This window comes from Alphaproteobacteria bacterium, from assembly GCA_025800285.1.
Lineage (GTDB): Bacteria > Pseudomonadota > Alphaproteobacteria > JAOXRX01 > JAOXRX01 > JAOXRX01.
The window spans coordinates 71,496-86,439 of sequence record JAOXRX010000037.1; the positions used below are offsets into that span (position 1 = coordinate 71,496).

The following is a 14,944-nucleotide window of genomic DNA, read 5'->3' on the forward strand; positions in this document are numbered from 1 at the left end:
TATTTATTAAGATACATTTTCCAACCAAGATTCATAAAGTTTTTTCTGGTTGTAATGCTTATTAGCCATAGCCTGCCTTAACTTGTCTTTGATTTCCGGCCAACCATCAACTAATTTTTGCAAATCATCATTCTTAAGAACAAGCAGAGTACTCTCTGTAACAGAGGTTACACTAGCAGTTCTGATTCCACCACCGCCAAGAGCACTAACTTCTCCAAAAAATTCTCCTTCTCCTAAACTTACAACACCATGCGAAAGATCCATTTCCATTTCACCCTTTGCAATAAAGTAAAGAGCATTTGATATTTCTCCTTTTTGAATTACTACAAATCTAGCAGGAACAAGTTTTTGCTTCAATACGGAAGTAATCTGAGCAAGTCTCTCTGGATCAAGCCCCTTAAAGAAAGGCACTTTTGACACCATGGAAAAGTTTAACATAAAGTCTTTTCTTTTTATCTCTCTTGCAAAACCAGCAGCTAACAAACCTGCAGGCAAAGTAAACATAGCAATACCCATAACCGCAATTATACCACCAAACATTCTACCCGCTGGAGTTAAAGGCACAATATCTCCATAACCAACTGTTGTCATAGTAGCAACTGACCACCACATAGAAGCAGGAATGCTAGAGAATGTATCTGGTTGAACATCCTTCTCAAGCACCCAAATAACACCTGAAGCGAAAACAAATACTATAAGCATTGTAAACAATGCAGCAAACACAGGTTTTCTCTCATAGTAAAGCACTTCCCCCAGAGTTTTCAATGCTGGAGAATACCTAATAATCTTAAGTATCACAACAAGCTCTAGAATTAAAGCTGTATTTGGATTAATAGGAAATAGGAACCAAGGTATAAAAGCTAAAAAGTCTATTACAGACAAAAATTGTGTCATAAACTTCAATCTACCAAAAACTGGATGGCGATTTTCTTCTCTTCTATCTTCCACACAAGACCAAAGTCTCAATATAAACTCAACAAAGAAAACAGCTTTTGCTGTTAAATCTATTGATTTAAACCACATTGAGAAACCTTGATTTATAGCTTCTACACTATCTAAACAAAGGGAGAAAACATTAAACAGTATTAGAGATATAATAAAAACTCTAAATATGTTGTACCCATCATTATATCTATTATTATCAGATAGTATGTCAAATGTTTTTTGTCTTAGTCTTACCATAAAAAATAAAATCCCTTGTTTTTCTTAAAAATACAAGAGATTTCATTTTTTGTCAAATATTTAATTTCTGTTAAATAGATTATTTAGTCATTTCAAAGAACTTATTTCTTCTGTCTTCACGAATTTCTTCTCTAGACATGTTCTCATAAGATTTAAGAGATGCTAAAATTGTTTCTTTAACTGCATCCATCATTTGGTTTCTAAATCTATGAGCACCACCTATAGGCTCTTTAATAATTTCATCAATAATACCTAACTCTTTTAAGTCTTTTGCTGTTAATCTAAGAGCATTTGCAGCATCTTTTGTGAACTTCCCACTTCTCCAAAGAATTGAAGCACAACCTTCTGGAGAGATAACAGAATAAACAGAGTTTTCTAACATAATAACTTTATTTGCTGTTGCAATAGCTATAGCACCACCAGATCCACCTTCTCCGATAACAACTGAGATAATTGGGACTTGAACATCAAAAGAAACCTCCATTGATTTAGCAATTGCTTCTGCTTGTCCTCTTTCTTCAGCTCCAAGCCCTGGATAAGCACCAGCTGTATCAACTAGAGTAATTACTGGTATATTGTATCTATCTGCAAGTTGCATAAGTCTTTGAGCTTTTCTATAACCCTCAGGGCAAGTCATACCAAAGTTATGTTTAATTCTGCTTTCTGTGTCAGAACCTTTTTCTTGGCCTAGTATCATACAAGTAACCCCACCAATACGACCGATACCACTTATAATAGCTTCATCTTCAGAGAACAGTCTATCACCAGCAATTGGCATAAAATCTTCTACAAAGTATTCTATATAATCTTTTGTGTGAGGTCTATCTGGATGTCTAGCAACCTGAACCTTTTGTTCTGGAGTCAACTTTTCATAAGTTGATTTTAAATGTTTTTCTAGTTTAACACTTAATTTTTCAATTTCTGAGCCTATATCTACTTTATTCTCACATGATAAAAGTTTCAGCTCTTTAATCTTATTCTCTAATTCAGATATATCTTTTTCAAAATCTAAAATCATAATTCTTCCTGTTTTTTGTTAGCGACAAGAAAAACCCTAACACAATTATAAAAAAAATGCTAGAGTTTTTTATATCAAAAAAATTTAATTAGTTTAAAACTAACTGTCTTTTAGCATCAGAAGTAAAAGAAAGCTTAGGCTTAACTTCTTTAGCTTTATCATATTTAATAGAGTTTTCTCTCTCTGAGAATGAGTATTCTTCTTCATATTTCTTTAAAAAGCCTCTATTCATAGCATTTTGAACACTGCTTCTTTCAAGAACCTCTAGTGGTAAAGCTCTTTCAAGAACTTCTTCATAAAAGTTATCAGCATAACCAGATGCATGTTTTTCAATACCTGTAACAACTAGATCTTCATTTTCACCTCTTGACATAAAGAGATCTGACAAACTATCTAAAAGGAAAGGAATTCTTCTACAGTCACACACTTCCAAACCCTTCTCTACCACACATCTGTGCTCTTTAATATCTTCAGGTATCAAATCTTTAAATAATTCTGGAACTCTACTTGAGCTAAATAATCCTTGATGAACAGTGATTAAGTTAATTGTCTCTTCAACTAAGTCTTCTCTTAGAATATTTCTATCTTTTAAGTTATCTTTATACTCTTTAATAGTTCTAGCTATTAATTTACTTTTTTCTGCTGTTCTTTTTTTCATTTTCTTAACTTCTGCTATTGTTAAAACTCTCTCTGACATTTATTTTCACCTTTCTTAGATTATCGATAACAACTTTCCTCTTGGTATAACTTTTCCACTTAGTGTTTTTATTTTTACATTATTATTATGTAATTTTTGATATTCAATATACTTAATATCCTCTATGAAGTCTCTAAAATCATCAAGAGAACCACCAGTTTCTTTTATTTGCTGATAACCCTTAACTTCAATTTCAGACCTAATTCTTTTATCCGCAATAACACCTGCAGGAAGAGATTTAGCCACATCTACCATATCAACTCCTTTATCATTAGCTCGCTCTATTGCAAAAAACATTAAATCTCTATTTTCAATTTTCTCTGCAAAATCTTTCGGCATATGAGACATAACATCAACTATTTCAATTAAGTTAGCAGATTTAAGAGCCTGCTTCAATATATGTCTATCATATCTGAATTCTTCACCCATGATTTCTGAATATAGCATAGAAACACTATTCTTATACCCCTTTTTTTCAGAAGCCATCATGGATATTAAAATCCTAGCTTTAGCTTTTTTATAAGATTCTTTTTCGAACTCAGCCTTATATTTATTAGACATTTTAAACCCCTAAGTCTAAAGCTTTAGTTTTTATCAGACCCTTACCAGATAAAGAAACAGATTCTTCTTTTCTTCTTACATCAGATATATACTTTTTCAATCCCTCTTTTTGTTCCTTTGGACATTTAGAAATTAGTATAGAAGCATTATTTATTAAATTTTTTACAGGAAGAGAGTGAGCCAAAGCTACAATTTCTTCTGGTTTTGCTTTTAAAATAGCCCTGATTGCTTCTCTTTTAAATTTTTCCATATTAGTTACCTTTTATTATTAAGTTAAGATTAATTATATCATAAAATTTCATTTTTTTCAATACAAAAAACATAGGGTTAAACCTATGTTTTTTATACATTAAATATATTTATATTTTTGACTACATTGCCATTTTTAGATTAAAGGCAGCATTCATTTCATCTTCAACAGTCATATCAACCATTTCCCATGCTGATTTATCTGCAAAGATAGCTCTTAATAGCTTATTATTTAAGTCATGTCCTGATTTTATCCCATGGAATTTACCTATTATAGGAGCTCCAGCCAAGAACAAATCACCAATTGAATCTAGAATTTTATGACGAACAAACTCATCTGCATACCTTAAACCATTTTCGTTTAAAATCTTATCATCTTCTACCACAACAGCATTTTCTAAAGACCCACCCAAAGCTAGCCCCATAGATTTTAAAGCTTCAACATCCTTAAGCATACCAAAAGTTCTTGCTCTAGAAATCTCTTTCTTAAAAGCTGTTTCATCTAAATGCATGTCTTTATCTTGTTTACCAATAGCTTTACTATCAAAATCAATTGAAAAACTAAATGAGCTCTTTTCTGCAGGAGTCATAACCACAGATTTATTTCCCTCATCAACAACAATTTCTTTTAAAACTTTAATTGCTTTTCTTTTCTCATTTTGTTGCTTGATGCCAGCACAATCAAATAAGAATACAAAAGGTTCTGAAGAACCATCCATAATAGGAACTTCTGCACCATCAATTTCAATTAAGATGTTATCTATACCACAACCTCTAACAGCAGAGACTAAATGCTCTACAGTACCAACACTTGCTCCAAATTCATTTGCAACAACTGTACATAACTTAGTATCAACAACATTATCCCATGTTGCGTTTATTATATTTTTTCCATCTTCTAAGTCAGTTCTGACAAAAACAATCCCTGTATTAGCTTCAGCTGGCATAAATGTCATATTTATGTCTTTACCTGAATGCAATCCAATACCATTACAATGTATTTCATCTTGTATTGTTTGTTGAAACAATATATTGCTTTTATTTTTTCTTGGCATTTCAATAACTTTATTCATAAAAATTCACCTTCCTGACTTCATATTTATCACGACTATAAATAGGAGTAAACAAATTTTGTGTTACATTTTGTAATGTTTTATAAAAAAAGCTCCCTCTTATCAATAAATTAGAGAGAGCTTTTAATAAAATTAAAGATATATATTATATATCAATGTTTGAATTTAGAGCATTACTTTGTATAAATTCTCTTCTTGGTTCAACCACATCGCCCATCAAAGTAGAGAAAGTCTCATCAGCAGTAGCTGCATCATCAATTGTAACTTGAAGCAGAGATCTCACATTTGGATCTAGAGTTGTTTCCCAAAGTTGTTCAGGATTCATTTCACCAAGACCTTTATATCTTTGAATTGAAATACCTTTTTTAGCTAAATCTATAACTTTTGTGCATAAATCAATAGGCCCCATAATTTCTCCATAAATTTCACCTTTATTGAAGATTTTACCTGGAGTAATATATTTTTCTCTTAATAACTCAGCCATTTCGTTTAGCTTTTTAGCATCATGTGTTTCAATTGTTTCTGCATCCAGAACATAAGAAGAAGATACTCCTCTTACTGTTTTAGTAAACACATACTTATCAGGGAATACATCAACACTCCAAGCCTTAACTCCGCCCTCTTCTCTAGCATCCATTCTTGCCACAACTTTAAGAGCTTGTTGTTTTGCATGCTCTGGGTCGTCAAGCACTTTCATATCAAACAAATATTTTATTGCCATTTGTTCAATTAGAACCTCATTATCAATTATTTTTTTCAACCTAGAGATATATGAATTAGCTGACTTAGCTTCTCTTACAGCCTCCTGCAAATCGACATCTGCCATTTGAACACCTCTAGCATCTGTAAATACCATATGCTCTGAAGCGGAAGATATTAAATAATGATCCATTTCTCTATCATCTTTAAGGTATAGCTCACTTTGACCTTTCTTAACCTTATACAGAGGAGGTTGAGCAATATATATATGCCCTCTCTCAACAAGCTCTGCAAAGTGTCTATAAAATAGAGTCAATAAAAGAGTTCTAATATGAGCACCATCAACATCGGCATCCGTCATAATAATGATTTTATGATATCTAAGTTTATCAACATTAAATTCTTCTGGCCCTATAGATGTCCCCATTGCAGTAACAAGAGTTCCTATTTCTTGAGAACTAAGCATTCTATCAAATCTAGCTCTTTCTACATTAAGAATCTTACCTTTTAGAGGAAGAATAGCTTGAGTTTTTCTATCTCTACCTTGTTTAGCAGAACCACCAGCAGAGTCTCCCTCAACTATGAATAATTCTGATAAAGCTGGGTCTTTTTCTTGACAGTCTGCTAGTTTACCAGGAAGAGATGCCATATCCAGAGCACCTTTTCTTCTTGTTAAATCTCTAGCTTTTCTAGCTGCCTCTCTAGCATTTGCAGCCTCTATAGCTTTCATAATAATATTCTTAGCCTCTGCTGGATGCTCTTCGAACCATTCATTAAGAGCTGCTCCAACTTGGCTTTCCACAACTGGACGAACTTCAGATGAAACAAGCTTATCTTTTGTTTGAGATGAGAATTTAGGATCTGGAACTTTTACAGAAAGAACACATGTTAAACCTTCTCTCATATCATCACCAGAAAGAGATGCTTTCTCTTTCTTCGCAAGTCCTGTTTCTTGAATATAACTATTAATTGTTCTTGTTAAAGAAGCTCTTAAACCAGCCAAGTGAGTTCCTCCATCTTTTTGAGGAATATTATTTGTAAAACATAAACAAGTTTCATGATAAGAATCAGTCCACTGCAATGAAAACTCAACTGTAATGTCATCTTTCTCTGAACAGCCGTAAACTGGTTCAGGGTGAATCGGATTTTTAGACTTGTTTAGATATTCAACAAAAGATCTTAATCCATCTTCACAATAAAACTCTATTTCTTTTGGCTCTTCTTCTCTTTTATCAGTCAAAAAGATTCTAACACCTGAACTTAAAAAAGATAACTCTCTATATCTAGTTTCTAATGTTTTAATATTAAACTCAATAGTTGAGAAAGTCTCATCACTAGGCATAAAAGTAATTTCTGTTCCTTTTTTACCTACAGTGTCTCCTACAACTTTTAAGTGATCAACACAATCACCATGTTCAAATCTTGCGATATGTTCTTTATCATCTCTCCAAATTCTTAATTCTAGCCATTTTGACAAGGCATTAACAACAGAAACACCCACACCATGCAAACCACCAGACACTTTATATGAGTTACTGTCAAATTTACCACCGGCATGAAGTTGAGTCATAATAACTTCAGCAGCTGAAACACCTTCTTCTGGATGAATACCAACAGGAATACCACGACCATTATCTCTAACAGTTACAGAACCATCTTCATTAATCATAATATCAACTCTATCACAATGACCTGCAAGAGCTTCATCAATAGCATTATCTGATACTTCATAAACCATGTGATGCAAACCAGAACCATCATCTGTATCACCAATATACATACCTGGTCTTTTTCTAACAGCATCAAGACCTCTTAAAACTTTAATTGACTTAGCGCCATATTCTTCTTTTTTAACTTCTTCTGTCATAATTCCCTCTTTTATATTTTAGTTTATTTATTTTTAACACATTTACGATTCGGAATGCAAAGGAAAAATGCAAAAAAACCATCTTTTCCCCTCAGCTAAGTCATTGATATTGTCGAGTTTTTTTCTTCCCCTTCTAAAAACATGTTTAAAAACGAGTTATGCATAGACTTAATTAAAAATAAATAAATAAAAATGATGTTTAAGCTATGTTGAGAAAGGTTAAATTAGCTTATATAAAAAAAGTTAAGATTGTTTATTGTATATAATAACACAATAAATAAAGCCCCGACCAAAAGATCGAGGCTTTAACAATTATCTAAAATTGAATTAAAATCTATTTTATACTCTTGCCATTCCACCGTTAACATTAATAGTTTGACCTGTAATGTATCCTGACTCTTCTGAAGCTAGGAAAATAACAGTATTAGCTATATCTTGAGATGATCCTAATTGTTTCATAGGAATGTTAACTGTAAGAGCATCTTTTTGCTCTTGAGTTAGTTTATCTGTCATTGGAGTTGCAATAAATCCAGGTGCGATAGCATTAACTGTAATTCCTCTTGTAGCAACTTCTACAGAAAGAGATTTACCCATAGCAATTAATCCACCTTTTGATGCAGAGTAGTTACATTGACCTGGGTTACCTGTAACACCAACAATAGAAGCCATATTGATAATTCTTCCATATCTATTTTTCATCATTGGTTTGATAGCAGCTTTTGACAGGAAGAATGGCATTCTTAAGTTAACACTTAAAACTGAATCCCAATCAGCATCTGACATTCTCATTGCTAAACCATCTCTTGTAATACCAGCATTGTTAACTAAAATGTCAACAGCCCCAGCAATTTCCACAGACTCTTCAATAAGAGCTTTAGCATCATCTTCTGTTGCTAAATCTTTTACGATTGTGAATACTCTTGAGTCATCACCTAGAGAAGCTTTTAAAGCATCAAGACCTTCAGCACCTCTATCAGTTAAAACCAAAGTTGCTCCTTGAGCAAATGCAGTTTCTGCAATTTTTCTTCCAATACCACCAGCGGCACCAGTTAGTAACATAACTTTACCTGTTAAATCGAACATTATATTTCTCCTTAAGTTATTAAATATTCTTTAGAACTTGTAATCTTATAACCTTTTTTATTTAAAAAAGCAAGTTTTATCTTGAGAAGCAGTCAGGCAAAGGAGCCTCTACACTAATCATTTTCTCTTCATTTGATGGGTTTGGAAAAGTTATTTTCTTAGCATGTAAATACATTCTATCTTTAAACTCTTTAAGATAAACTTTCTTACCACCATATTTACCATCGCCAATTATAGGACAACCTATCTTTTGCAAATGAACCCTAATTTGATGCATTCTTCCTGTCTCTGGATATAATTCAAACAGAGTAGCTTTATTCTCATATTTATCTAAAACCTTATACCTTGTAACCGCTTCCTTACCATTTACACTAACAACTACTCTTTCATTATTTCCTAACTTCTTCATTAAAGGATAATTTATAACCCCTTCTTTTTTGCTGGTACTGCCCCACCCCCATGCGACATAAACCTTTTTAATTGTTTTCTGTTTAAAGCCTTCTAACATTTTATGAGCTGTTTTATTGTTTCTAGCAAGAATTAAAACTCCAGATGTTTTCTTATCTAATCTATGAACAAGCTTTGGATTTTCTTTATTCCCAAATCTTAAAACCTCAAGCATAGAATCTAAATTTTTAAAAGAGCCAGAACCTCCTTGCACTGCAAGCCCCTCCGGCTTATTAATAACTATAACATTATCATCCCTATACAAAACAGATTCAATTAATAATTTTCTATCTCTTTCGTTTGGCTCATACTTTTTCTTTTTAGACTTTATAACTTCAACTTCTGGACAACAAACCTCATCATTAAAACAAACTCTTGCATTTATTTTAACTTTTTTCCCATTAACTTTAACCTTACCTGTTCTTATAAACTTTTGAGCCTCTACTGCAGAATTAACAAGCTTATTTTTTAATAACCACCTATCTAACCTGCTATTATCGTAATCTTTTTCAATCTTTTTTATCATATTAACGATTTTATAATAAATTACATGTTATTACAATAAAAAAGTTCAGGGGGAGGACTTTATGAATGTTATAATGTTAACAATGCAAGCTTTTATAGCTTACTTCACTGTTATTTTATTTTTTTCTTGATTTTAGAGAACTGCTTTTTTATAATACTTGCGAAAAGGAAAAACAAGCATTATGGGAAAAATATTAACAGTACTAAAAACTATATTTATAGACAAAATGTGGGATAACATCGAATTCTGGCATTTATTCTTTTTAACTGTACTTATATCATTAACAATTATAAAAATTTTATATATAATAGACAGAAATTTTGGAGCTTTTAAGAAAAACAAACAATATGATTTGTTAATATATAGAAAAATATCAGCCTTTGCTTCAAATGAAGAGATTCTGCTTTTTCTAGATGACTTACTTAAAAACCTTAGGTTTAAAAAATCAGAACTAAAACAAATTGAAGATTTAATTTCTTTACTAAGAAATAATAACAATAGATATAAAAGTGAATTATTGAGAATGCATGTAGATAAAATCTCAAAAGACTTAAATGTTTTAAAACACTTTTTGATTATAAACTTTTCAGAAGAAGAGTTAGATTCTATTAGTGAAGACTCATATCTAGTTCTACTACCAGAAACATTAAGAACTCTTAATGACAAGAATAAAAAAGAGATATTAGTGCAAGACAACATGGGTGCAGAAATTATAGCTCAAAAGCAAGAATTCTACTTCCAAAAAGAAAGAGAATTAAAAGAAATTACTCAAAAAGTTAAAAACGAATACAATTCATATGTAGCTTTAATAAAGAGATATCTAAATGTTTAACTCAAACAAAATAAATAAAAAAAACATAACTAGTGCAATATTGGTTATATTTATAATATATTTTATGTTTTACTTCCTATTTGGACGATATGGCTTTATTGAACACTCTAAAATACAAAGAGAAATTGTTGTACAATCTAAAGAACTTGAAAACATAGAAAACAGCAATACAAAGTTATCAAACAATATAAACTCTTTAAAGAGCCATAGTCTAGACAAAGACTTACTAGATGAACAAGTTCGAAGAAATCTTGGATATGTTGATAAAGATGAGGTTGTTATATATTACAAATAAAACAAACTCCTCTGATTAGAGGAGTTTATTTTTATTAAACACTAAATATATTTAAGCTAAGAACTTTTCAACTTCTATTGAAGCTTTAGCTCCAGTTCCTGCTGCTATAACAGCTTGCTTATAATTAGGCTCTGTAACATCACCACAAGCAAAAACACCCTCAACACTAGTCTCTGTTGAATACTCTTTTACTTTAATATAACCTAGCTCATCAATATCTAATGAACCTTGAAAAATTTGACTATTTGGAACATAACCAATCGCAACAAAAGCACCGTCCACTTCAACATCAGACACTTCTTCTGTGTTTTTATTTTTAACTCTAACTGCTGATAATTTTTCTCCATCGCCTACGAACTCTTGCACTAATGAGTCCCAAACGATTTCTATTTTATCATTATCAAATAGCTTTTGCTGTTGTATTTTTTCTGCTCTTAGAGCATCTCTTCTATGTATTAAATAAACTTTTTTACAAAAGTTTGTTAAGTACAAAGCTTCTTCCACAGCGGTATCTCCGCCACCTAAAACAGCTACAGTCTTACCTTTAAAAAAGAACCCGTCACAAGTAGCACAATAAGACACACCTTTATTTAAATATTTTTCTTCAGATTCAATTCCAAAAGTCCTTGGTTTTGCACCTGTAGCAATAACAACAGAGTCTGCTTCATAAGTTTCATTATCAGATTTAAGAATAAATGGTCTTTTTGAGAAATCGACTCCTGTAATTGTGTCTCTCTTAATCTCTGCTCCAAATCTTTCAGCTTGAGACTTCATCTTCATCATTAAATCAAAACCTTGTATTCCTTCTGGAAATCCTGGGTAATTCTCAACATCTGTAGTTTTTGTTAATTGACCTCCCTCAACATCTCCTGATAAAATTATTGGGTTTAGATTTGCTCTACCCATATAAACACCTGCTGTATATCCTGCAGGACCTGTTCCAAGAACAATAACTTTACTTTTTACTGTCATTCTTTATCTCTCCTTCAATTTGCATAGCAACATCTTTTGCATTTTCAACTCTAGCATAAGAGTAATCTTCTATTTTATCTTTTCCAAGCACTCTTATGATTTTCTTTTTTTTCAGCTCGCAATGAAATTTATCAAATTTTTTACTTCCACCCTTTAGTTCAATTAAGTAAACGGGCTTACCTGTAAAAGTAGCCTCACTTAACATAGACATAGAATCACTAGAAACAAATATATAATCTGCAATATCCATAAAAGCAAAATAAGGATTATCGCTTACATTATCATAAATATAAGTATTTCTCTTCCTTTTAAATTCTTTTTTTATTAAATCAAAACAAACCTCAGGAGTTCTTCTTGAAGCTGTTAATACAATATTTGCTCGTAGTTTTTTAGAAGCTTCCTTAATATCATCACATATTTTTTTGGTTAACTCTAAATCCATAGTATGATTTCTTGAATTGCCACCAATAAGCACCGCAATTGTTTTTTTGTTTTTAAAGCTTTTAAATAAATGTGCAAACCTTTTTCCTTCAGATTTTATCTTTTTATCTGTAAGCTTATGCATAGCTCCTGTTGTTAAAATAACATTTTTTGCTCTTAGAGAATCGTGTTCTGGAATAACAATATAGTCAAACTTCTTTCTAGACACTCTAGGATCTTGTATGCAAATTAAAATAGTTTTTGGATTTTTTTTCTTAATATGCAACCCTACAGAAACAGCTTTTCTACCCGATACAATTAATATATCAGGATATTTATCTGAGAATTTTTCTGTAGTAGGATTTATAGAATCAATTCTAATATATGGATTGATTTTATCCCATATTTTTTTTAATGTAATTGTTTTTATTTGATAAGAATCTACAAGATTATCTGCTAACCCTATACACTGATTAAGAGTTCCTATTTTTCCATCAGTTACAACCCAACATTTTTTATTTTTAATCATAATTAAAATCCTAACACTCTTTAAATAAAATTAAAAGAAAAAATAGCTAAATAGATTTAGCTATTTTATCAAGTATTACATTTACAATCCCTATTTCTTTCTTATCATAGAAAGCATTTGTTACATCTAGATAAGAAGAAATTATATTTGGCTTTGTATATTCACTTGTATTTTCTAAAAGTTCATAAACTCCAGCTCTCAATATACACTGAAGTATTATTTCCAATCTATCCATTTCATATTTTGAAACTGAAGATATTATTCCATCTACATCTTCTTTTCTATTATCATAACCTTCAACTATTTTTGTTAAAAGATCTAGATTCGCTGGATTAAAATTAATACCGTCTAAATCTTTACCTGTAAAGTAATCATCTTTATCCAAAAGAGCTCTTTTTGCAGATACTCCTGTTGTTTGCATTTGATATAACAGTTGTACTGCTCCAAGCCTAGCGGCCATAATATATTCTTTTCCAATTATAGATGTCATATAAATCCTTTTCTGTATTTTCTTATTGAAGAACTTTATACAACAAAAGGCTCAAAAAATCAAGGTCAAAAAAAGTTTGTTTTTTATATTTTTTAATGCTAGAATTTTAATACAAAGAGGAAAACAAGAGAAAAACAAATATGATTAATGAAATTAAATCTGAAATAGCTTTTTTGAAAGACCATCATCTAGAAAAAGAGGTCTGGAAAGAGACTCCTCTAGACTTGATAAAGAGACTTACATCAAATATAAAAGCTCATAACAAAGAACAAAAGTCTAAGCTGATTGAAGAAGTTAGAGACTTTATTGCTAAAGGCAAAGGTAATGACGACTCATTTGATTTTGTAACAAGAGAAGATAAAAAGTTTTACAAAGAAATTCATATATACAGACATAAAAACAAAGTTGTTGCAAGAATCGATAGGACAATGGATGACGGATTCGGTAAACACACTCCATTTGAGAACTTTGTAACAATTGAATACGATGAAGATAGCAATGAAAAAATACAAGCAAAAAAAATAAATATTTTAGGATTAGAGTATGTTCCATATCCAGCTAATCTAATCTTTGCTGAAAAACTTTTTTCTCATATAGCAGGAGAAGTTGTAGATGGGAAAGACCATGACCGCAAACATTATGACGGATTCATTAAAGAGATAGCTCATGAGGTTCCTGATATATTTGCCTCTGATGAGCAAAAAGAAAAAGATAAAGAGATAGCAGAGGAAAACAAATATAAAATATGGAAAAAAGAAAAAGGTTTAGACTCTGATAGGAAGCTACATAAAGAAGATCTCAGTAACAATATAATTTATAAGTGTTTAATCCAAGCCTTAGAAGATAGCGATTTAAATAGCATAGATACTGACGGCTTAACAGAAGAAGATATATTAAAGAATCTTGTTAGCAAAATACAGCTTAAAAATGATGAGTTAAGTAAAGAACTCAAAAGACAAGCAAAAGAGTTTTTGGATCCAAATTATGGAAACGACAGCTTCAATATGGAGAAAAAACTTAAAGATGGTGCTTTAATATACTCTATTGATAGAGATAGAAAAAACAATAAAATAGATGCAAACATAAAATACATGCAAAAAGGGGAGAGAAAGACTAAGCATATACATATGTTTGACCTTATTCATATGGTTTACGATGAAGATGAAAACAACCCAGGAGAGTTCGTATTATATCAAATGTATATAATGGGTAAGAAATACCCTGTAACAAAGCAATGGGAATGGCTAGGAGAGAGATTCTATAATTATTTGTTATTTGAACTACAAATATCTGATGATAACCATGTTGATCTAAACCAGATGGGAGAAGTTCTTGATATTCTTGAAAACCGCTGGCAAGACCATCGTTATATAGGTAATGAATATCTAGAAGAAAGAAAAGTTCTTTTAGATAATAAATTTGAAGACAAGGACGAAAGATACGAAAGACTACAAAAAGAAGAACAACTTCGTATTAAAAAGAAATATGAAGAACTCTATAAAATGGATTTAAAACCTTTATAGATCTATTTGATTTAAGAAAGCTGATACTTTTAATTTTATATCATCAGCAATAAGCTCCAAAGATTTCTCAATCTCATTACCTCTTGCTGTCATTGTAGTAAACTCATTATCATTAATAGCATAGGAAACATTATTAGAAGTTGTTCCTTTCATTATGACCTTACCTTGTTCTAACATTTGGAAATCAGCTTTCATCCAAAGCACTTTTCTCGTTGCAACATCATCTATATTAAGTCCTAAATCAGTTGAAGTTATTCTAAGTTTTACTCTAAGTTTATATCTAGCTCCAGCACCTGCTGTTGATATTCTATTTTTTAATAAACTTCTTAAAATTTGACCTTCACGATTTGGAATAACATCTACGAACACCTCTCGAGAAACAGATACTTTCCCAAGAGGAGCTTCGTTTTTATGATACAAAGGTTTAAACCCACAAGAGCATAAAACCATTAGCATTAAAATTATTAAATATTTTTTCATA

Annotated in this window: 16 protein-coding genes; 3 read left to right on the plus strand and 13 right to left on the minus strand. The window is 31.1% G+C overall.

Annotation, left to right across the window (positions count from 1 at the left end; genetic code table 11):
• Positions 1 to 6 precede the first annotated feature (6 nt).
• The 9 genes from OIF36_01260 to OIF36_01300 all read right to left on the minus strand — a co-directional run bounded on the left by OIF36_01260 (position 7) and on the right by OIF36_01300 (position 9,402).
• Positions 7 to 1,182 carry a cyclic nucleotide-gated ion channel/potassium channel family protein gene (locus OIF36_01260; GenBank protein MCV6599098.1) on the minus strand — a complete coding sequence of 392 codons (1,176 nt, stop codon included), beginning with the start codon at positions 1,180 to 1,182 and terminating at the stop codon, positions 7 to 9.
• Between the two features lie 79 nt (positions 1,183 to 1,261).
• Positions 1,262 to 2,203, minus strand: a complete 942-nt coding sequence (locus tag OIF36_01265; protein ID MCV6599099.1) for an acetyl-CoA carboxylase carboxyltransferase subunit alpha — start codon at positions 2,201 to 2,203, stop codon at positions 1,262 to 1,264.
• Between the two features lie 85 nt (positions 2,204 to 2,288).
• The gene (locus tag OIF36_01270) at positions 2,289 to 2,897 is read right to left on the minus strand and encodes a hypothetical protein (GenBank protein MCV6599100.1); all 609 of its coding nucleotides are present in this window, start codon (positions 2,895 to 2,897) and stop codon (positions 2,289 to 2,291) included.
• A gap of 15 nt (positions 2,898 to 2,912) precedes the next feature.
• Positions 2,913 to 3,458 (minus strand): hypothetical protein, encoded by a 546-nt coding sequence (locus OIF36_01275; GenBank protein MCV6599101.1) that lies wholly within the window; start codon positions 3,456 to 3,458, stop codon positions 2,913 to 2,915.
• 1 nt (position 3,459) lies between these two features.
• Entirely contained in the window at positions 3,460 to 3,708 is a 249-nt protein-coding gene (locus OIF36_01280) for a hypothetical protein (GenBank protein ID MCV6599102.1), read from the minus strand.
• A gap of 121 nt (positions 3,709 to 3,829) precedes the next feature.
• Positions 3,830 to 4,780: a UDP-3-O-acyl-N-acetylglucosamine deacetylase gene (gene lpxC, locus OIF36_01285; protein MCV6599103.1), complete on the minus strand. Its 951-nt coding sequence runs from the start codon at positions 4,778 to 4,780 to the stop codon at positions 3,830 to 3,832.
• Positions 4,781 to 4,925: 145 nt separating this feature from the next.
• Complete coding sequence (gyrB, locus tag OIF36_01290; GenBank protein ID MCV6599104.1) at positions 4,926 to 7,346, minus strand: DNA topoisomerase (ATP-hydrolyzing) subunit B; 2,421 nt, start codon at positions 7,344 to 7,346, stop codon at positions 4,926 to 4,928.
• A 339-nt stretch (positions 7,347 to 7,685) separates the two neighbouring features.
• Positions 7,686 to 8,429 (minus strand): 3-oxoacyl-[acyl-carrier-protein] reductase, encoded by a 744-nt coding sequence (fabG, locus tag OIF36_01295; GenBank protein MCV6599105.1) that lies wholly within the window; start codon positions 8,427 to 8,429, stop codon positions 7,686 to 7,688.
• Positions 8,430 to 8,505: 76 nt separating this feature from the next.
• Entirely contained in the window at positions 8,506 to 9,402 is an 897-nt protein-coding gene (locus OIF36_01300) for an RluA family pseudouridine synthase (GenBank protein ID MCV6599106.1), read from the minus strand.
• A gap of 181 nt (positions 9,403 to 9,583) precedes the next feature.
• Between OIF36_01300 and OIF36_01305 the strand changes: the two genes are divergently transcribed.
• Positions 9,584 to 10,234, plus strand: a complete 651-nt coding sequence (locus OIF36_01305) for a hypothetical protein (GenBank protein MCV6599107.1) — start codon at positions 9,584 to 9,586, stop codon at positions 10,232 to 10,234.
• Complete coding sequence (locus OIF36_01310; GenBank protein ID MCV6599108.1) at positions 10,227 to 10,529, plus strand: septum formation initiator family protein; 303 nt, start codon at positions 10,227 to 10,229, stop codon at positions 10,527 to 10,529. The genes OIF36_01305 and OIF36_01310 overlap by 8 nt, the downstream gene beginning before the upstream one ends.
• Positions 10,530 to 10,580: 51 nt before the next feature.
• Here OIF36_01310 and trxB read toward each other — a convergent pair whose 3' ends face one another.
• Genes trxB through OIF36_01325 form a run of 3 tightly spaced genes read right to left on the minus strand, consistent with a single transcriptional unit; the run spans position 10,581 to position 12,940 of the window.
• Complete coding sequence (gene trxB / locus OIF36_01315) at positions 10,581 to 11,501, minus strand: thioredoxin-disulfide reductase (GenBank protein ID MCV6599109.1); 921 nt, start codon at positions 11,499 to 11,501, stop codon at positions 10,581 to 10,583.
• A complete protein-coding gene (locus OIF36_01320; protein MCV6599110.1) occupies positions 11,485 to 12,450 on the minus strand; it encodes a mitochondrial fission ELM1 family protein in 966 nt (321 codons plus the stop codon). Before OIF36_01320 ends, trxB begins: the two co-directional genes overlap by 17 nt.
• Before the next feature lie 46 nt (positions 12,451 to 12,496).
• Positions 12,497 to 12,940, minus strand: a complete 444-nt coding sequence (locus OIF36_01325; protein MCV6599111.1) for a transcription antitermination factor NusB — start codon at positions 12,938 to 12,940, stop codon at positions 12,497 to 12,499.
• A gap of 140 nt (positions 12,941 to 13,080) precedes the next feature.
• Here OIF36_01325 and OIF36_01330 point away from each other — a divergent pair, with 140 nt between their 5' ends.
• Positions 13,081 to 14,463, plus strand: coding sequence for a hypothetical protein (locus OIF36_01330; protein ID MCV6599112.1), 1,383 nt, complete (start codon positions 13,081 to 13,083; stop codon positions 14,461 to 14,463).
• On the opposite strand, the gene OIF36_01335 is transcribed toward OIF36_01330, so the two are convergent.
• Positions 14,458 to 14,943, minus strand: coding sequence for a hypothetical protein (locus OIF36_01335; GenBank protein MCV6599113.1), 486 nt, complete (start codon positions 14,941 to 14,943; stop codon positions 14,458 to 14,460). The two genes, OIF36_01330 and OIF36_01335, sit on opposite strands and share 6 nt — an antisense overlap.
• Between the last annotated feature and the right edge of the window lies 1 nt (position 14,944).